This is a genomic window from Rhodococcus sp. 27YEA6 (assembly GCF_044908235.1).
Taxonomy (GTDB): domain Bacteria; phylum Actinomycetota; class Actinomycetes; order Mycobacteriales; family Mycobacteriaceae; genus Rhodococcus_F; species Rhodococcus_F qingshengii.
In genome coordinates this window covers 295,154-313,448 of record NZ_JBIYCY010000006.1, presented here as the reverse complement: position 1 = coordinate 313,448, position 18,295 = coordinate 295,154, and the positions used below count along the sequence as shown (strand labels likewise).

General features: G+C 64.1%; 19 protein-coding genes. 9 read left to right on the top strand and 10 right to left on the bottom strand.

Annotated features, from left to right (window positions below):
- The first annotated feature begins 23 nt into the window (after positions 1-23).
- The 3 genes from ABH939_RS18820 to ABH939_RS18810 all read left to right on the top strand — a co-directional run bounded on the left by ABH939_RS18820 (position 24) and on the right by ABH939_RS18810 (position 3,343).
- Positions 24-794, top strand: coding sequence for an ABC transporter permease (locus ABH939_RS18820; RefSeq protein ID WP_047268852.1), 771 nt, complete (start codon positions 24-26; stop codon positions 792-794).
- A 132-nt stretch (positions 795-926) separates the two neighbouring features.
- On the top strand, positions 927-2,378 hold the full coding sequence (locus tag ABH939_RS18815) for a M20/M25/M40 family metallo-hydrolase (protein ID WP_007730129.1): 1,452 nt from the start codon (positions 927-929) through the stop codon (positions 2,376-2,378).
- 113 nt (positions 2,379-2,491) lie between these two features.
- Positions 2,492-3,343 (top strand): adenylate/guanylate cyclase domain-containing protein, encoded by an 852-nt coding sequence (locus ABH939_RS18810; RefSeq protein ID WP_404649940.1) that lies wholly within the window; start codon positions 2,492-2,494, stop codon positions 3,341-3,343.
- 18 nt (positions 3,344-3,361) lie between these two features.
- Here ABH939_RS18810 and thiD read toward each other — a convergent pair whose 3' ends face one another.
- Positions 3,362-4,204 carry a bifunctional hydroxymethylpyrimidine kinase/phosphomethylpyrimidine kinase gene (gene thiD, locus ABH939_RS18805; RefSeq protein ID WP_003945044.1) on the bottom strand — a complete coding sequence of 281 codons (843 nt, stop codon included), beginning with the start codon at positions 4,202-4,204 and terminating at the stop codon, positions 3,362-3,364.
- Positions 4,205-4,360: 156 nt separating this feature from the next.
- Between thiD and ABH939_RS18800 the strand changes: the two genes are divergently transcribed.
- Entirely contained in the window at positions 4,361-4,792 is a 432-nt protein-coding gene (locus ABH939_RS18800; RefSeq protein WP_231915197.1) for a GNAT family N-acetyltransferase, read from the top strand.
- Positions 4,793-4,836: 44 nt separating this feature from the next.
- On the opposite strand, the gene ABH939_RS18795 is transcribed toward ABH939_RS18800, so the two are convergent.
- From ABH939_RS18795 to ABH939_RS18785, 3 genes are read right to left on the bottom strand one after another with little or no spacing between them, the layout of a single operon-like run.
- Positions 4,837-5,637 carry an exodeoxyribonuclease III gene (locus ABH939_RS18795; protein WP_042926198.1) on the bottom strand — a complete coding sequence of 267 codons (801 nt, stop codon included), beginning with the start codon at positions 5,635-5,637 and terminating at the stop codon, positions 4,837-4,839.
- A 16-nt stretch (positions 5,638-5,653) separates the two neighbouring features.
- Positions 5,654-6,565 (bottom strand): N-acetyltransferase, encoded by a 912-nt coding sequence (locus ABH939_RS18790; RefSeq protein ID WP_081557539.1) that lies wholly within the window; start codon positions 6,563-6,565, stop codon positions 5,654-5,656.
- Positions 6,566-6,605: 40 nt separating this feature from the next.
- Positions 6,606-7,205: a peptide deformylase gene (locus ABH939_RS18785; RefSeq protein ID WP_003945053.1), complete on the bottom strand. Its 600-nt coding sequence runs from the start codon at positions 7,203-7,205 to the stop codon at positions 6,606-6,608.
- Positions 7,206-7,449: 244 nt separating this feature from the next.
- Here ABH939_RS18785 and ABH939_RS18780 point away from each other — a divergent pair, with 244 nt between their 5' ends.
- The 5 genes from ABH939_RS18780 to ABH939_RS18760 all read left to right on the top strand — a co-directional run bounded on the left by ABH939_RS18780 (position 7,450) and on the right by ABH939_RS18760 (position 11,936).
- The gene (locus tag ABH939_RS18780) at positions 7,450-7,800 is read left to right on the top strand and encodes a DUF3263 domain-containing protein (protein ID WP_007730120.1); all 351 of its coding nucleotides are present in this window, start codon (positions 7,450-7,452) and stop codon (positions 7,798-7,800) included.
- 53 nt (positions 7,801-7,853) lie between these two features.
- A complete protein-coding gene (locus tag ABH939_RS18775) occupies positions 7,854-8,450 on the top strand; it encodes a LytR C-terminal domain-containing protein (protein ID WP_003945058.1) in 597 nt (198 codons plus the stop codon).
- 95 nt (positions 8,451-8,545) lie between these two features.
- Positions 8,546-9,247 (top strand): superoxide dismutase[Cu-Zn], encoded by a 702-nt coding sequence (gene sodC, locus ABH939_RS18770; RefSeq protein WP_007730117.1) that lies wholly within the window; start codon positions 8,546-8,548, stop codon positions 9,245-9,247.
- A gap of 89 nt (positions 9,248-9,336) precedes the next feature.
- Positions 9,337-10,461, top strand: coding sequence for a glutamate--cysteine ligase (locus tag ABH939_RS18765; RefSeq protein WP_003945034.1), 1,125 nt, complete (start codon positions 9,337-9,339; stop codon positions 10,459-10,461).
- Positions 10,462-10,568: 107 nt separating this feature from the next.
- Positions 10,569-11,936 carry a phosphatase PAP2 family protein gene (locus ABH939_RS18760; RefSeq protein WP_042926204.1) on the top strand — a complete coding sequence of 456 codons (1,368 nt, stop codon included), beginning with the start codon at positions 10,569-10,571 and terminating at the stop codon, positions 11,934-11,936.
- On the opposite strand, the gene mnhG is transcribed toward ABH939_RS18760, so the two are convergent.
- From mnhG to ABH939_RS18730, 6 genes are read right to left on the bottom strand one after another with little or no spacing between them, the layout of a single operon-like run.
- A complete protein-coding gene (gene mnhG / locus ABH939_RS18755) occupies positions 11,902-12,246 on the bottom strand; it encodes a monovalent cation/H(+) antiporter subunit G (protein WP_003945045.1) in 345 nt (114 codons plus the stop codon). The two genes, ABH939_RS18760 and mnhG, sit on opposite strands and share 35 nt — an antisense overlap.
- Positions 12,243-12,512 carry a monovalent cation/H+ antiporter complex subunit F gene (locus ABH939_RS18750; protein ID WP_003945061.1) on the bottom strand — a complete coding sequence of 90 codons (270 nt, stop codon included), beginning with the start codon at positions 12,510-12,512 and terminating at the stop codon, positions 12,243-12,245. Before ABH939_RS18750 ends, mnhG begins: the two co-directional genes overlap by 4 nt.
- Positions 12,509-13,081, bottom strand: coding sequence for a Na+/H+ antiporter subunit E (locus tag ABH939_RS18745; protein WP_003945063.1), 573 nt, complete (start codon positions 13,079-13,081; stop codon positions 12,509-12,511). The genes ABH939_RS18750 and ABH939_RS18745 overlap by 4 nt, the downstream gene beginning before the upstream one ends.
- Positions 13,078-14,778 (bottom strand): Na+/H+ antiporter subunit D, encoded by a 1,701-nt coding sequence (locus tag ABH939_RS18740; protein ID WP_003945059.1) that lies wholly within the window; start codon positions 14,776-14,778, stop codon positions 13,078-13,080. The genes ABH939_RS18745 and ABH939_RS18740 overlap by 4 nt, the downstream gene beginning before the upstream one ends.
- Positions 14,775-15,407: a Na(+)/H(+) antiporter subunit C gene (locus ABH939_RS18735; protein ID WP_003945054.1), complete on the bottom strand. Its 633-nt coding sequence runs from the start codon at positions 15,405-15,407 to the stop codon at positions 14,775-14,777. Before ABH939_RS18735 ends, ABH939_RS18740 begins: the two co-directional genes overlap by 4 nt.
- Positions 15,404-18,241: a Na+/H+ antiporter subunit A gene (locus ABH939_RS18730; RefSeq protein WP_404649939.1), complete on the bottom strand. Its 2,838-nt coding sequence runs from the start codon at positions 18,239-18,241 to the stop codon at positions 15,404-15,406. The genes ABH939_RS18735 and ABH939_RS18730 overlap by 4 nt, the downstream gene beginning before the upstream one ends.
- Positions 18,242-18,295 lie beyond the last annotated feature (54 nt).

Below are 18,295 nucleotides of genomic sequence, written 5' to 3'. Positions count from 1 at the left end.
CAGGCTATGGGAGGTGCACTGTAATGGCTGTTCTCAGTGCTGAACGTATCAAGATCACCACGACCAAGTCGCCGCTGTGGTGCTCGGTCATCATCGTCGTGCTCGCGCTCGGCTTCGCGGCCATCATGGGCGCGGTTGCCAAGTCGGCTCTGACGTCCTCCGACGTCCAGGGAGCACCGGACCTCGACACCGCCGTTGCCACGGCCGGCATCTCGGGTTTCGGAATCATGGTTCTCATGATCATGGCGGCCCTCGCGGTCACCAGTGAGTACCGCTTCGGGACCATCCGCACCACCTTCCAGGCCGTTCCGAACCGTGCCTCGGTTCTGATCGCCAAAGCCGGCCTCATCGGTGCTTTCGGTGCTGTACTGACATTTGTTCTCGCCTTCGGCGCGTACGCCATGGCCAAGGCCATCGCCGGTACCGAGGCGAGTGCCGGATTGACTCTGTCGAGCGGCAGTGACTGGCGCGCGATCTACGGCATCCCGATCTACGCCTTCCTGTGCGTGATTCTCGCTGTCGGCGTCGGATCGATCATTCGCCAGTCGGCCGGCGCTATTGCGTTGCTCCTGCTCTGGCCGCTGCTCATCGAGAGCCTGTTCGGACTGTTCGGCAGCTTCGGCGAGAAGATCACTCCGTTCCTGCCGTTCGCGAATGCAAACCACTTCCTCAGTGCGAGCAGCGGTGGCGTCGACTTCCACTGGGGACCCTGGGGCAGCCTGATTTACTTCGCGGCCTTCGTTCTGGTGATTTTCGGAGCAAGTATCGTCATCGTGAATCGTCGCGACGCCTGATCTTGTCGCTCCCTCGGTAGGTGTTGTCGGGAGACCTACCGAGAACAAGGAGTGACAGCAGAGTAGGGACCCAGTACGAAAAACCATTCGTACTGGGTCCCTTTCCTGTGCTCCGGCCGATATCCTCCGAAGATGAGACTCTTCGGTGTGGTTGTGGTCGCAATGGCTGGAGCACTCGTGGTGAGTGGATGCGCGTCGGGAAGTGAAGCGGCCGTCCCGACAGACCCGGTTGCATTCTCCGAGACCGTCACGGTCGACGCCGTGACCGGGCATCTGGAGCAACTCGAGAAGATCGCCGCCAACAACGAGGGCAATCGATCGGCCGGTACCCCCGGCTACGACGCCAGTGTCGACTACGTGGCAAACCTGCTCGAAGACAAGGGTTTCGAGGTCAGCACCCCGGAATTCGACTTCAGCTCCTTCGATCCCGGCACCGAATCCCTGAAAGCCGCTGACGGCTCCGATGTTCCGGTGCGGGCGCTGACATATTCCACCTCCACGGGACCGACCGGAATCACGGCGCGTCTGGTGGCGATTCCCGCCGACGAGACCCCCGGTTGCGAGGCCACCGACTACGACGGCCGCGACGTGAACGGTGCAATCGTGCTGGTCACCCGCGGAGTGTGCCCGTTCGGCGACAAGCAGAAGATCGCCGCTGATCGCGGCGCGGCGGCGTTGCTGGTTGCCAACAACGAGGACGCAATGCTGGGCGGGGCTACCTTGGGTGAACCCGAAGACGCCCGCATTCCGACCGGCGGGGTGAGTAAGGCGTCGGGCGAGGCTCTTGCCGCAGCGCCCGGAGACCTCACGCTGATTCTCGACACGTCGACGGAAACGACGAAGTCGCGCAACGTGATTGCGCAGACCAAGACCGGCGCGACCGACAACGTGGTTGTCGTGGGCGCCCACCTGGACAGTGTGCCGGAAGGTCCCGGAATCAACGACAACGGAAGCGGTACCGCAGCCGTACTGGAAACCGCGCTGCAGATGGGAAGCTCACCGAGCATCGAGAATGCCGTGCGTTTCGCTTTCTGGGGAGCGGAAGAAGTGGGATTGGTCGGCTCCACCCGCTACGTCGAGGGTCTGAGCGATCAGGAACGGGCCGACATCGCCCTGTACCTGAATTTCGACATGCTCGGTTCGCCCAACGCCGGATACCTGGCTTACGACGGCGACAACTCGGATGCCGTCGGGGAGGGGCCCGGGCCCGAGGGGTCGGCGGGCATCGAGCGCACCTTCGTCGATTTTCTCGCCGGGCGAGGGATTGCGGCGGACGGAACGGACTTCGACGGGCGCTCCGACTACGGCCCGTTCATCGAGATCGGGATCCCGGCGGGTGGCGTGTTCAGCGGCGCGGACGAGCGCAAGACGCCGGCACAGGCCGAGAAGTGGGGCGGAGAAGCGGAGGAGACCTTCGACCCGAACTACCACAGTGCCCAGGACAACCTCGCGAACATCGATCGCGAAGCGCTCGCTGCCAACGCTTCTGCAGTAGCCTTCGGAGTTGCGACGTATGCCCAGGATTTGAGCGGGCCGAACGGAGTTCCCGTCGGCGATGCCCGGACACAGGCCAGAACCGAATGATCGACTGACCGAATGATCGACTGACCGAATGATCGACTGCGCGAGCGACCAGGAGGCCACTGTGCGAGAACCGCGGCAGCACACTGTCTGTAACTCTGAGTTACGCTTGAGTTATGGCTGATCTGTCCCCGGAGAGCACCGACACGACAGGTGCTTCTTCCTCCTCGGTTCGAGGCGTCGTCGACGTCGTCTTGAATTCTGCGGCAGAACTGAACCGTCGACAGCAGCTCATCGATGCGCTACGGCGGCTCAGGCGGGCATTACCCGGCGATCCCGGGTTCGGGGACCCGCTCTCGCTCGCCGGCCCCGGCGGTGCCCGCGCCGTGGCCCGCGTCGCTGACAGATTGCTCGATCAGAAACCGGCAGCCACTCGCGAAGTGAGCCTCGGAGCACTGCAGGTCTGGCAGGCAGCGCTGGAAAAGATGGGCCGCGGCCGCGGGGATCAAGAACTGACCATCGTCTTCACCGATCTGGTGGGCTTCTCCACCTGGTCGCTCGCAGCCGGTGACGGCGCGACGCTGACCCTTCTGCGTGCGGTGGCGCAGGCCGTGGAAACTCCGATCACCGACAACGGCGGACACGTCGTCAAACGGATGGGCGACGGTCTGATGGCAGTGTTCATTCGCCCGGATGCGGCTTTGAAGGCGGTGTTCACCGCGCAGGACGCGCTCGCGGAAGTCGATCTCGACGGATACACCCCACGCATGCGCGTCGGCCTACACACGGGTACCCCGCGTCAGATCGGTGACGACTGGCTCGGCGTCGACGTGACCATCGCCGCCCGCATGATGGGCCTGGGCGGCGACGGCAACGTCATGATGTCGGCGACGACTCTCGAGGAACTCGAAGCCGGCACCCTCGAGGATCTCGATCTCACGATCCGGCCATGGCGACGAGGGTTTTTCGCCACGACGCCCAACGGGGTTCCCGTCGACCTGGGAATCTGGCGCGTGCGCCGGAACTAGCGCCCTGGACCTCGAGCGCTAGACCTGGAGCCGCCAGAGCGGGGACACCGGACCGTGTCCCGCGCCGAGGTCGTACGACGCCTCGAGGCACTTGGTCACCCACTCTTTGCCGAACGCCACCGCGTCCGGAACGGAATAGCCGTGTGCGAGAGCGCAAGTGATCGCAGCAGCCAGCGTGTCTCCGCCGCCGTGATCGTTGCCGGTGTCGATCCGGGCACTGCTGAATTCGAGGAAACGGTCGCCGTCGAACAACAGGTCGGTGGACAACTCCGAAGTACGAAGGTGGCCACCCTTGACGATGGACCATTGAGCGCCGAGCGCATGCAGCGCTTCTGCCGCTTGGCGGGCGCTCTTGTCGTCGACGACCTCGATACCGGTGATCAACCGAACCTCGTCGAGGTTCGGAGTGACCACCGTGGCTGCCGGAATCAAGGTGTTGCGGACCGCGTCGAGAGCTTCTTCGTGCAACAGCGGATCGCCGTGCATCGACGCGCACACCGGGTCGACCACGAGCGGAATCGGACGGTCGCGGCCGATCCCAACCTCGGCGGCAACCGCGGCCACCGCTTCGATGATCGTCGTCGACGCGAGCATTCCCGTCTTCGCCGCACCGACGCCGATGTCCGAGACCACGACGCGCACCTGGTCGGCGACGATCTCCGGCGGAATCTCGTGGAATCCGCTGACTCCCACCGAATTCTGGACCGTCACTGCGGCGACGGCCACGCAGGCGTGCACTCCGCACATCGCCATCGTGCGGGAATCGGCTTGAATGCCGGCTCCGCCACCGGAGTCGGTTCCGGCGATGGTCAATGCCCGAATCGGGGTCTGTCCGGCGGGGGTCAGGGGCAGCAGCTTCACGACGACGAGCCTACCGATCGGACCTGGGGAAACGGCAGCTCGGTCCCACCTCTCGCGGGAACGACGGCGCGAACTGCGATTGCGATCCGGTCGTTCCCGGTGCAAAAATTGGTCGAACCCGGGACAGCGTCGTCGGTAGCTGATTCTATGAGTGGCATGGATCACAGTTATGGAGAGCGTGCGAACGCAGCTGTCGCCGATCGCGCAGGTGCACATCGTGCCGTGGAGGTCGCCGCAATGAACGACATCGAAAATTCGAAAACCGGAACCTCACCGGAAGTCACGCTCGTGGACAATCCGTCGCACGAACGATTCGAACTGCTCTCCGACGACGAGTTGGTCGGCATCCTCGGATACCGCGACGAAGACGAGATTTCGGGGAGCGGAGCCGAAGCGGGCGACGTGGTTGCGTACATGCATACCGTCGTCAAAGAGGAGTACGGCGGGCAGGGACTGGCAGCCGTACTCGTGCAGTTCGCAATGGACTGCGCCCGTGAACGTGATTGGTCGGTACGGCCCGTGTGTACCTATGTTCAGCGGTACCTCGGCGAGCATCCCGAGTATCTGGAACTGCTCGTCGAGGACTAGAAGCCCGAGGGTGCAAACAGACGATCAGGCTCCGAGATTCACGATCACCCGAGATTCACGATCACCGGAGCGTGATCGCTGGCGCCCTTGCCTTTTCGCTCGTTTCGATCGATCTCGGCCGCCTCGACGCGTGCTGCGAATGCCGGTGAGCCGAGGATGAAGTCGATTCGCATACCCTGCTTCTTCGGGAAGCGAAGCTGCGTGTAATCCCAGTACGTGTACACGCCGGGACCGGGTGTGTACGGGCGAACTACGTCCGCGAACCCGGACTCGGTGAAGGCGGTGAACGCAGCTCGTTCCGGCTGCGACGTGTGGGTCTTGCCCTCGAAGAAAGCGGGATCCCACACGTCGTCGTCCGTGGGAGCGACGTTCCAGTCGCCGACCAGGGCGATCTGCGCGTCGGGATCCTGCTTGAGCCAGCCCTCCGCGTCGTCGCGCAGCTTGGCCAGCCAATCCAGCTTGTAGGCGTAATGCGGGTCTTCCAGCTCACGGCCGTTGGGGACGTACAGGCTCCACACCCGCACACCGCCGCAGGTGGCACCGATCGCACGTGCCTCGCGGACCGGGTCTGCCTCGGGATCCTTGTCGAATCCGGGCTGATCCTCGAATCCGATCTGCACGTCGTCCAAGCCGACGCGGGAAGCGATGGCGACACCGTTCCACTGGCTCAACCCGACGTGGGCGACCTCGTAGCCGATTTCCTTGAAGCGTTCGTACGGAAACTGCTCGTCCTTGCACTTGGTTTCCTGCATTGCCAGGACGTCGACGTCGGATCGACCGAGCCAGTCGATGATCCTGTCGGTACGGGCACGGACGGAGTTGACGTTCCAGGTAGCGATGCGCACGAGGGCAAGCCTAGCGTCAGCCGCCGACAGGATCGGTGGCGTATCGGTAGCGGTGGTGTTCGACGAATCCGAGCTGCTCGTAGAGCGCGATCGCCGCGAAGTTGTCCGCCGAAACCTGGAGGTACGCGTGCGTCGCACCGTTCTCACGACCCCAGGAGAGTAGATCTCCGCAGATCAGCGACCCGATTCCGTGACGACGGTGTTCAGGGGCGACGTGAATGCCGGTCAGTCCTACCCAGCGTTTGTGGTCGGGTGCCTCGGTGAGCGCAGCGCGCCCGATGGCAAGCGTCGTGTCGGTGTTTCCGATCGCGCCGAAAGTTGCAGTGCCCACGACAGCCGTGAGGACCGCCTCGACGTACGCCGGATCGCCGTGGGTGTCGTACATCGACAGCCAGTTGTGGTCGGGGCGGTCGGCGAACGAGGTGACCGGAGGACCGAGCGGCAGCGTGACATTGCCCAGATCGGCGGCCATCACGATGGTTTCCTTCTCGCTGCTCCACCCGTCCGGAGCGGTGCCGAGTCGATCGGGGAGGAGCAGCAGGGTCGGCAGGCCGCGGTCACCGAACCACTGGCGTATCCGCTCGATGGTGCTCGCGTCGAAGCCTGCAACCGCCCCCGCACCACCGAGCGGCAAAGCCGAATTGGCGCGGCCGGTGACACCGTGACCGGCGCGCAGCAACCAACCGTCGATCCACGCCTGCTCGACCCCCGGCCACGCCGCCGCAGCAGCCGTTTCGAGGTTTCGAATCTCGCCGATGCGAATCGGGCGGGCCGAGAGACTCTTGAGCGCGATCACCTGATCGGCGGAGACCTGGACCAGCCGACCGTCGCCGGCGCGGACGGCGATGGGATCGGCGCCCTCGAGGATGCCGATGACGTCGGTCATGGGATGCGAATAGCCGGGTGGGAGCTTGTATCGCAAAACCACCCGGCTACCGATCGAAATGTTGCCGTTCAGAGCAGAATTCTCAGTCTTCGTAATCGTCGTCGTCGTGACCGAACGGATCGTCGACGGTCCCCGGCGTCCAGGTCAGACCGGGCTTGCCCCAACCGGAACGCTTGATGATCTTCTTGGCAGCGCGCGCGTTGCGGCCGATGAGTACGTCCGTGTAGAGGAAACCGTCGAGATGCCCGGTCTCGTGCTGGAGCATCCGTGCGAAGAATCCGGTGCCCTCGACCTCGATCGGGTTGCCGTCGGCGTCGGTGCCGGTGACCTTCGCCCAATCGGCGCGACCCGTCGGGAACTGCTCGCCGGGAACGGACAGGCAACCCTCGAAGTCTTCGTCCGGGTCGGGCATCGTCTGGGGGATTTCGGACGTCTCGAGTACCGGGTTCACGACGACGCCGCGTCGACGCTCGCTGCTGCGGTCGTCGCCGGGGCAGTCGTAGACGAAGACTCGCAGTGGAACACCGACCTGATTGGCCGCCAGACCGACGCCGTTGGCAGCGTCCATCGTCTCGTACATGTCTGCGATCAGTTCGGCGATCTCGGCCGGGGACTGAGTGACCGGCTCTGTCGCCTTGTGCAGTACCGGGTCGCCGACGATTCGGATGGGGAGGATAGCCATGCGGACAAGGATAGTGCGGCGCGCCCGCGTAGTTATCACGGCCCGCACACTCGATCATGGTTCAATGGTTGCTGAAGAACAGCGATGTAATTCGTTGCTCGGTCGGAACGTGGGCCGCGGGGGAAATTGTGAGTTACCTTCGGGCCAGGGGACCGGGAAACTCACGGCCGCGAGAATTCGGTCGGAAAAAGAACACCGGGCATACGAGTCTCGCTGACGCCGAGCACAGCAGTCGAGGAGTGACATGGACGGCGCAACCGCGCGTAGTCGGAACCAGTCCGAAGGCACTGGCGCCGACGATTCGGTAGTAGATACAGCAGGCATGCACGAGGTGGGCGAAGACGGCCTCACCCGCCGGGAGCACGACATCCTCTCCTTCGAGCGTCAGTGGTGGAAGTACGCCGGTGCGAAGGAAGAAGCCATCAAGGAGTTGTTCGACATGTCGGCAACCCGCTACTACCAGGTTCTCAACGCCTTGGTCGATCGCCCCGAATCCTTGGCGGCTGATCCCATGCTGGTCAAGCGCCTGCGTCGTCTGCGCGCCAGCCGTCAGAAGGCCAGGGCCGCGCGTCGCCTCGGCTTCGAGGTCACCTGAATCACGCGTACATATGATCGGGCTGTCCACGCACTGGCGATAAGGTCGACATCGTGAGTACCCCGAAAGAGCAGCCGTCCGGACCTCCGCTTCGCGCAATCGCCATGGTGTTGATCGCGTTGGCGATCGTGTTCATCGGTCTCGGAGCAGCCTCACTGGGTGGATCGAGCGACGGTGGATCGGGCGACGAGAACACCGCAGCAGAGCAGACCGAATCCTCGGCGCCTGCCACGACGAGCGCCCCCGCGCCGGCACCTGCCACTTCCAAGCCGGCAGCGACGACGCAACCCGCTTCGGGCGATACCACCACCACGTCGCGACCCTCGGGAACTGCGACGACCACGACTTCCAGCTCCGCGAGCGGCACCGACACGTCGAATGTCAGCGTTCGAGTTCTCAACAACAGCACCGTCTCCGGTCTGGCAGCAGGCACCGCCGAGGAATTGACGGCAGCAGGTTGGAACGTCGAGGAGACGGGTAACTACAGCGAGGGCACCGTCAGTACGACGACGGTGTATTACGGATCGTCCGCGGCGGAGAAGGCAGCGGCGCAGAAGATCGCGGCTGAACTCGGAGTCTCCGCAGAGCCTCGATTCGCCGGCATCGCGAACGCGTCACCTGGCGTGATCGTGATCGTGACCTCCAACTGACCGGTCGTGAAGGTGGAACTGACCCGTCGGTTCCAGCTACTACACGCGCCGTTATGATCAGAAGCACTTTCTCGCCACCTCAAAGGAGCGGTTCGATGGCCCCCAGCAGCACCCGGCGTATGTCCTGGCGCGTCGTTGCCCCTGTAGTCGCGATTGCCGCTTTCGGCTTGACCGCTTGCAGTAACAGCGAAGAGCCCAGCAGCGTCCCCGGCACGACTCCTCCGGTGTGGACCGGTGCAGCCGATCCCAGCGCGCACGAAAGCGCGGGCGGCCACGGTTCCGAGACGGCTCACGCCGGCGCTTCTGCCGAAACGGTCACCGCAACGCTGAACGGCACCGACGGCGCCAAGGTCGGAACGGTCACGTTCGCGCAGGAAGGTAGCGACGTCAAGGTCACCCTCGACGCCAAGGGCCTCACCCCCGGCTTCCACGGATTCCACGTCCACCAGGTCGCCAAGTGCGAGACCAATTCCGTTGCCCCCAGCGGCGGAGAGCCGGGTAACTTCCTCTCGGCAGGCGGACACTTCCAGGCCGAGGGTCACACGGGCCACCCGGCGAGCGGCGACCTCACTTCGGTTCAGGTCCTCGAAGACGGCACCGCCACGCTGGTCACCACGACCGATGCATTCACCGTCGACGAACTGGTCGCAAACGGTGGAACATCCGTCATGATCCACGCCGGAGCGGACAACTTCGGCAACATCCCGACGCGTTACGCGCCGGCACCGGACCAGCAGACTCTAGACACCGGTGACGCAGGCGGACGCGTTGCTTGCGGTGTCATCACCAAGAGCTGACAACTCACCTGAGTTTTGCATCACTTCCGGCGACTACCACGCAGTAGCCAGCACGGTGTTTTTACCGACACTGTGATTGGATTCTCTGCGTGGTAGTTCCATTTCCAGGTTCGCCGCGCCCGACGCTGGGCGTGGAGTGGGAGATCGCGCTGGTCGATCGCAAGACCAGAGATCTCTCCAACACAGCAGCCGAGGTGTTTTCGGCGGTCGAAGAGCTTGCCGGCTCCGAAACCCCGCACATCACCAAGGAACTACTGCGAAATACCGTCGAACTCGTCACGGGTATTCATTCGACGGTCGGCGAGGCGATGAGTGATCTCGACAGGTCACTGGATCTGCTGCGTCGCGCTGCGAATCCGCTGGGCGTCGACCTCATCAGCGCGGGCACGCACCCGTTCGCGCAATGGTCGACTCAGTTGGTCACCCGGACGCCCGACTACGACGAGCTCATCGAACGCACGCAGTGGTGGGGTCGGCAGATGCTGATCTGGGGCGTGCACGTCCACGTGGGTGTCTCGTCCGCGGACCGCGTTTTCCCCATCATCAACGCACTGCTGCAGCGCTATCCGCATTTGCTGGCGCTGTCGGCATCCTCGCCGATGTGGGCCGGTGTCGACACGGGGTATGCGTCCAATCGAGCATTGATGTTCCAGCAGCTCCCCACCGCAGGTCTTCCGTACCAGTTCGAGAACTGGGCCGAATACGAGTCGTTCATCGACGACCAGATGAAGACCGGTGTGATCACCAAGATCGGTGGCATGCACTGGGACATCCGTCCCGCGCCGAAGTGGGGAACCATCGAGGTCCGGGTGTTCGACGGCGTCTCGACACGCGCCGAACTGGGTGCCCTCGTTGCTCTGGTCCACTGCCTCATCGTCGATCTGGACCGCAGACTGAGCGCCGGTGAGACTCTGCCGAACATGCAGCCGTGGCACGTCAAGGAAAACAAGTGGCGCGCAGCGAGATACGGACTGGACGCCGAGATCATCCTCGACTCCGACGCAAACGAGTGCCTCGTCACTGACGATCTGGATCGCCTGCTCGACGACTTGGCGCCGATTGCGGTCTCACTCGGCTGCGCGGACGAGTTGGCGTCGGTGGCGGACATTCCCCGTCGCGGCGCGTCCTACCAGCGGCAACGTCGTGTCGCGGAAGCGACGGGCGGCGATCTGGTTGCGGTCGTCGACGCCTTGGTCGCAGAGTTGGGCACCTAGCAGGTTCACAGTGCGAAGGACTGTTTCGCGGACTGGAAATCCGGGCATACCAACCGTTTGTCCAGTGGGTGTCCATATTCAGTTCACACGCCGTTTACTATTGTCCGGTGTTGATAGACAGTTGGTCCCAACGAGGGGGCGCACCCGGACAGTCGGACCGTTCGTGGTCGAGTTCTCACCGACTCCTTCTGATCGGCACAGCAGCATTGACCGTGCTGGTCCTGGGCGTGCAGGCGTTCGCGTCGTACAAGGGCTATCTCGGTCCGGTGGAAAGCCTGTTCGGTGACTACTTCCTCGTTCCCCGCTCCGCGACCATGCCTTGGGTGGGCCTCGCTCTCGCGCTCGTCGGACTGAACAACAAAGAACGCATCTACGCGGTATCCGCGGCCGTCGTGATCGACGTGGTCGTCGGCGCGATCCGCTGGTTCTCGGGTGGACCGCTGACGATGGGCACCGGCGGCACCTGGGTGCTGACGGCCATCGCGGTGTACGCGGTGTGGAAGTTGTCCGGTGAGCGTCGACTCAGCGTTCTGCACGGCGTCGCTCTCGGCGCGTTGCTCATCATCGCGGCCAAGGTTGCCGAGACGTGGCTGGAGATCACCATTCTCGTCGGCACCGACGTGTGGGACGAGTACGTGTTCCTCGCCGACCAGGCTCTCGGGAATCCGTCGTGGGTGATGGGCCAGATCGTCGACGCCATGGGCCCCGTCGGTGCAGCAGCCCTCGACTGGATCTACGTCGAACTGCCGGTCGCAGTGATCGTGGTTGCTCTCTATCAAGTACGTAAGGGATGGCCGTCGCATCACCTGCTGCGCACGTTCCTGCTCATCGGGCTGATCGGCCCGATCTTCTACGTCCTGTTCCCGGTGGTCGGCCCGGTGTTCGCCTTCGGTCCGCGTGGGTTCGGATTCCAGATCGGTGACTACTGGCCGAACATCGTGCCCAACTTCGACTTCGCATCACCGTCGTCGCTGCCGTTCGACGACGCCGCACCGCGAAACTGCATGCCGAGCCTGCACACCGCGTGGGCAGTCGCGCTGTTCATCCACTCGCGCAGCGGACCGTGGTGGATTCGCAGCCTGGGATCGTTCTGGCTCGTTGCGACCCTGACCGCGACGCTCGGCTTCGGATTCCACTACGGCGTCGACCTCATTGCCGGTGCCGTCCTGTGCTTGACCCTCGATGCGGCGCTACGGGATCCGGAGCGCGGCTGGGGGTGGTTCCGAGTGCGTCTGTTGATCGGTGGCTCGGCACTCCTGGCGGGATTGTTGCTCTCGTACCGGTTCGCTGCGGTGCAGATGGCCGAGTACCCGGCGATCTTCGGGCCGCTGCTGATGGCTGTCCTGGTTCTCATGTCGGTGGCGTACTTCGCCACCTTCTTCGCCCGCCCCGGCACTGCTCTTGCGGTGTGGGGCGAGCGCGACGGCGAGTGGGATGCCGCTACAGCAGAGAGTCCGGGTCTTCCAGCTCGTTGATCTTCATGAGGTCGTCCTCTTCGCGCTGTTCGCGGTAGGCGACTCGGCCGACGCTGTGCGCGATCACGGGCGCCGTCAGCAGCGTGAAGATGCCCACCAGGACCAACATCCAGATGTCGACGCTCCCACGAAGCAGGAACACGGCGCCCATCAGGACCAAGATCAGTCCGACCACCTGAGGTTTCGTGGCCGCGTGCATACGACGCAGAGTGTCGGGGAAGCGAACGATTCCCACCGCGGCGGTCAGCGCGAGCAGCGCGCCGAGGAAGATGGAGATGGCCCCGATCGTGTCGAGGATGTTGCCGATCACTGGTCACTCACCCGGAAGCGCGCGACGGACACCGAACCGATGAAGCCAACCAGCGCCAGCGCGACGATCGCGGGAACGATGGTCGTGTCTTTGCTGTACGCGGCCCAGACCGCGAGTCCACACATCGAGACCGCGATGATCGTGTCCAGGGCGACGAGGCGGTCGAGTGAGCTCGGACCGTCGAGCAATCGGAACGTGGTCAGTACGGCGGCGATCAGCAGAATCACTCCGGAAATGATCAAGATCGTGGTGATGAACCCGTTCATGGTTGGTCCTCCTGCCGGGGTGCATCGAATTCGTAGTCGCGCTGGTGCCATGGGCTGGGTTGCCAGTCCGAATCACGTTCGAACGACGCGATGAACAACCGCTCGAGGTCCTCCACCGAGCGGTAGAACGCGCTGACGGCTTTCTGCGAGCCGACGTCGAGCACGTGGACGTAGACGATGCGTCGGTTCTGGTCGATCTCGAGAACCATCGTGCCGGGGATCAGGTTGAGAACGTCGATGCACAGCGTGAGAACCAGGTCGGACTTGATCCCGAGTTGGTACCGCAGAACTCCGGTGACCGGGGGCGGCGACGGGCGGATCGCCAGCCACGCGACCTGGATACTCGACTGGATCGCGTAGTACACGATCATCCACAACAGACGCAGAATCGACAGCAGATGTACCCGACCCTCGACCGGTACGCGGGGGAGGGGAAGCAGGACCATGATGATCAGGCCTACGGCGAGTCCGCCGAAGATGTTGCCGAAACTGATGTTGCCCCACAACAGGATCCATACGACCATCAGCCACAGCAGGATCCCGACGCGGAGTACCTGTTCGCGTTTCATCGCGGAGCCTCCTCGGTATTCGGGACGTCGGTGTTCGGGGCCTCGGTATTCGGAACGGCTGCGGGGTCGTCTGCAGCGACGGGAGCTTCGTCGACCGGCACGGGCCGGTGGTTGCCGAGAACCGCGTCGATGTAGATGGACCGGTCCTGCAGGTCCTTCGCCGCTCTGTCGCTGATGTCGATGATCCGGCCCGCGAACACCGTCAGTGCCAGACCGACGATGACGAGCCCGACCGTCGGAATCAGCATGAAGAGCGGAATCTTGCCGACATCCTCGCGGTCGACGAACGCGATGTCCTCTTCGGACTCGTCGATCAACGCTGACGGGCTGACGTCGGCGAGGTCACCTTCGGGCGCGTCGGCCCGGGCTCGCCAGAAAGCCTTGGTCCACACGCGGGCGACGGCGTAGAGCGTCAGCAAGCTGGTGATAGTGCCGCCGGCCACCAGAATCCAGGCAAGCGCGCTGGCGTCGGCCGCACCGGCCTGAAGGAGCGCGACCTTGCCGATGAAGCCCGAGAACGGCGGGATACCACCGAGATTCAGCGCCGGGATCAGGAAGACGATCGCGAGGATCGGGCTGGCCGCCGCCAGACCGCCGAGACGGCGCAGCGACGACGACCCGGCTTGTCGTTCGATCAGGCCCACGACGAGGAAGAGCGTCGTCTGCACGATGATGTGGTGGGCGACGTAGTAGATCGCGCCGGACAGCCCGGACGTCGTGGACAGCGCGATACCGAAGATCATGTAACCGATATGGCTGACCAGTGTGAACGAGAGCAGACGTTTGATGTCGCTCTGCGCGATGGCACCCATGATGCCGACCACCATCGTGAGCAGGCCGCACACCATCAGTACGTTGTCGAGTTCTCCTTGCGGGAACAGCAGTGAGTGTGCGCGGATGATCGCGTACACACCGACCTTGGTGAGCAACCCGGCGAAGACGGCGGTGATCGGTGCGGGCGCGGTCGGATACGAGTCCGGTAGCCACGCGGACAGCGGGAAAACCGCGGCCTTGATGCCGAACGCCACGAGCAGGACAGCGAAGATGGCGGTTCGTGTGCCCGGCGGAATGTTGTCGAAGCGCAGGGCCATGTCGGCCATGTTGAGGGTGCCGGTCGCCGCGTAGGCGAAGGCGATGCCCGCCAGGAAGATCAGCGAGGACACCATCGAGACCATCACGTACGAGACGCCGGCCCGGACGCGGTCGGCGCTGGCACCGAGCGTCAGGAGCACGAAACTCGCGGCGAGCAGAACCTCGAACCCGACGTAGAGGTTGAAGAGGTCACCGGCGAGGAACGCGTTGGAGATACCGGCAGTCAATGCGAGATAGGTCGGCAGGAAGATCGAGACCGGCTGGGCCTCGCTGCCGTCGCGAATACCCTGACCGATCGCGTAGATCATGACCGCGAGCAACACCACCGACGAGACCACGAGCATCATCGCCGAGAGACGGTCGACCACGAGTGTGATGCCGATGGGGGAGTCCCAGCCGCCGACCTGAACGGCCGTCGTACCGTCGCGGTCGGCGAGGTAGAGCAGCAAGCCCGACACCGCGACGACGCCGACGAGCGCGATCAGTGTGATCACGCGCTGGAAACGAGGACGTCGGCCGACGACCAGCGTCGCAGCTGCGGCCAGCATCGGGATCAAGACGGGCAGGGGCGCAAGGGCTCCCATCAGGTTGTCCGAGATGGTCATGCGCCTCCACCTCCCTCGATCTTGGTCTGGCGAGCGTCTTTGCGCCGCTTCTCGGATTCCTTCTTACGAGCAAGGTCGGTGGCCCAGTCGGGTACCGGTTCGTCCTCGAAGTCGCCGTCGTGGAGGTCGTCGTAGCATTCGATGTCCTCGAGGTTGACCAGTTGTTCGAGGGGAATAGGGTTGCCGTCCTTGTCGAATGCGTCGCCGCCGATGCTCGGGGCACCGGTGACCGGGTCGTCGGAGCGGTCGTGGTCGGGAGCGTCGGCAGGCAGGCGACGCTTGAGAACCTTGGTGTCCTCGGGATCGTCCTCGACGGCGTCGGCGGTGTTGATCTTGTAAGACCGGTACGCCAGTGCCAGAACGAAGCCGGCGATACCCATCGTGATCACGATCGCCGTCAGGATCATGCCCTGGGCGAGCGGATCCGCTATTTCCTCGTGGACCGAATCTCGGCCGACGATGGGCGGATTCCCGTCCGATCCACCGACGGTCAGGATCAAGAGGTTGATGGCGTTGCCGAATAGAAGTAGACCGAGCAGCATCCGAGTGATGCTTCGTTCGATCAGCAGGTAGACACCGGCCGACGTGAGGACGCCGATCAGGATCAGCATTCCGATGTTTGCGCTCATGGTGCTTTCACCTCGATTTCTGCGTCGAGGCGGGCGCCGAGACTTCGGAGTACGTCCAGGACCAGGCCGACCACGATGAGGTAGACGCCCAGGTCGAAGAACAGTGCGGTGACCAGTTTGACGTGGCCGATGAGCGGGAGTGTGAACTCGAAGACGGCGGACGAGAGCGCCGGGGCGCCGAGGAACAGCGACACCAGGGCGGTGCCCGCGGCCAGCGCCAAACCGAGGCCGAGAATCTTGCCCGCGTCGATGGGTACGGCTTCACCGAGTTCGTAGCGTCCGCCGGCGAGGTACCGAAGTACCAGCGCCAGGCCCGCCGTCAGGCCTCCGGCGAAACCGCCACCGGGGGCATTGTGACCGGAGAAGAAGAAGTAGATCGACAACACCATGATGGTCGGGAAGATCAACCTCGTGGTGACCTCGAGAACCAGCGAACGGTGTCGAGGATCGATGAGGTCTCCGCCGCGCAGCCACGTCGTGTCCGAGTTCGCCGCTGCCTTGTCGACGATGACGGAGGGGGCGTCCGCGACGCGCGGCGCGATACCGAACCGGCGGTTGCGGAAGACGAGGCTGGCGACGCCGGTTGCCGCGACCAGCAGCACCGAGATCTCACCGAGGGTGTCCCATGCGCGGATGTCGACGAGTAGGACGTTGACGACGTTCTTGCCGTTGCCCAGGTCGTAGGCAGCGTCGGGAAGCAGCTCGTAGATCGGACGAGTGTTTCGGGCATTGGTCGCGAAGGCCGCGATGGTGGTGACGGTGATACCGACGGCGACGGCGAGTGCGGCACGCGGCCACTTGAAGCCGATCGCCTTGCTCTCGTCGACTTCGGCGGGGAACTTCCGGAGCACGAGCACGAAGATCACCAGTGTCAGTGTCTCGACGAGGAATTGGGTCAGCGCGAGGTCGGGTGCGCCGTGCAGCGCGAACAACACGCCGCAGCCGTAGCCGGTGAGTCCGACGAGGATGACGCTGGCGAGTCGGTTGCGCATCAGCGTCGCGGCGATGGCGGCCGAGATCATCATCAGCGCGATCGTGAACTGGATGGGTGAATCCCACATCCGAAGGTCGACTCCGCCGCCATCGGTGTCGATGATCAGCAGGAACAGTGGCACAACGACCAGCGTCGCGAGAATCGTCGACTGTGTGCGGGGGAGCGAACCACGCTGAGTGGCACCGGTCAGGCGCATCGAGATGGTGTCCATGCCGCGCAGGGTCGCGTCGTAGATACGGTCGGCGTTGCCGAGCGGCGGGTGCTCGAAGTGCAGTCGGCTGATCTGACGCTGCGCGATGTAGAGCGCGATGCCGCCGGCGATGACGATGCAGGTGAGCAGCAGCGGAGTGTTGAATCCGTGCCACAGCGCGAGGTGGTAGTCGGCGTGCGGTCCGGGGGCCAGCGTGGTGGAGTACGGCGTCAGCAGCTTCTCGAGCTGGGGCGAGAGAATGCCGGCGGCCAGACCGAGAACAGCGAGCAGGCCTGGCGCGAACAGGAACAGCCAACCCGGCTTGTGCATCTTGCTCACGGCTGGGCTCGGCTTGCTCAGGGTCTTACGTCCGAAGGCGCCCCAGATGAAGCGGACGCTGTAGCCGACGGTGAGGATCGAGCCCAACACGATCACCGTGACGACGGCGATGGACGACCAGTGGCCGAGCGCGTTCGTTTCGAGCACCGATTCGAGTGCGGCTTCCTTGCCGACGAATCCGAGTAGCGGTGGCAGACCGGCCATGCTGGCGGCAGCGAGGCTCGCGATGATCGCGAGAGCGGGTGCCGCTTTACCCAGGTGAGCAAGTTTGCGCAGGTCACGGGTGCCGGTCGTGTGATCGATGATGCCAACGACCATGAAGAGTGCGGCCTTGAACATCGCGTGCGCCACGACCATCGTCATGCCGGCCAGGGCGGCGTCACGCGTGCCGATGCCGACCAGGACCATCATGAAGCCGAGTTGGCTGACCGTTCCGAAGGCGAGGACGAGTTTGAGGTCGTACGCGCGCATGGCTCGCCAACCGGCGAGGAGCATCGACAGCAGACCCAAACTGATGATGGTGATGCGCCACGGCGGCGAATCGGCGTACCCGGGAGCCAGGCGCGCGACGAGGTAGATACCGGCCTTGACCATTGCAGCAGCGTGAAGATAACCGCTGACAGGGGTTGGCGCGGCCATTGCACCGGGAAGCCAGAAGTGCAGGGGCACGATTGCCGATTTGGAGAGCGCACCGATCAGGATCAGGACGATCGCGACGGACGGGAGCCACCCCGTCGGCGGGTTCGCGACCAGTTCGGACAGGTTGTAGCTGCCGCCGACCTGGCCGAGGATGATCATGCCGACCAACATCGCCAGACCACCCGCGGTGGTGACCAGCAGTGCCTGGGTCGCGGCGCGGCGGCTGGTGGCGCGTTCGGCGTAGTGACCCACGAGCAGGAACGACAGGACCGTCGTCAGTTCCCAGAACACGTAGAGAAGCAGCATGTTGTCGCTGGTCACTAGCCCGAACATGGCACCCGCGAAGGCGACCATCTCGGCGGCGAAGATACCGAGTCGAGGTTCGTCGTCGGTGAAGTAGCGGGCGCAGTAGACCAGGATGAGCGTGCCGACACCCAGGACGAGCACGGCCATGATGGCCGAGAGCGCGTCGAACCTGAAGTCGATGTCCATCGACAGCCCTGGAACCCAGGTGATGTGCAGCGTCTCGACGGTGCCCCATTTGTCGATGACCCAGCCGAGGCCGGCGAGGGGGACTATCGCGAGGGGGAAGAAGCCGTTTCGCCCTAACCTGCGCACCACAAGCGGAGCCAAGAGGGCGGCAACGGCATGGGCAAGCAAGATAGCGAGCAAAAGGCACTCCGTCGTGTTGTCAGCGGGCGGCGGGGTGTCCGAACAAAATCGAAC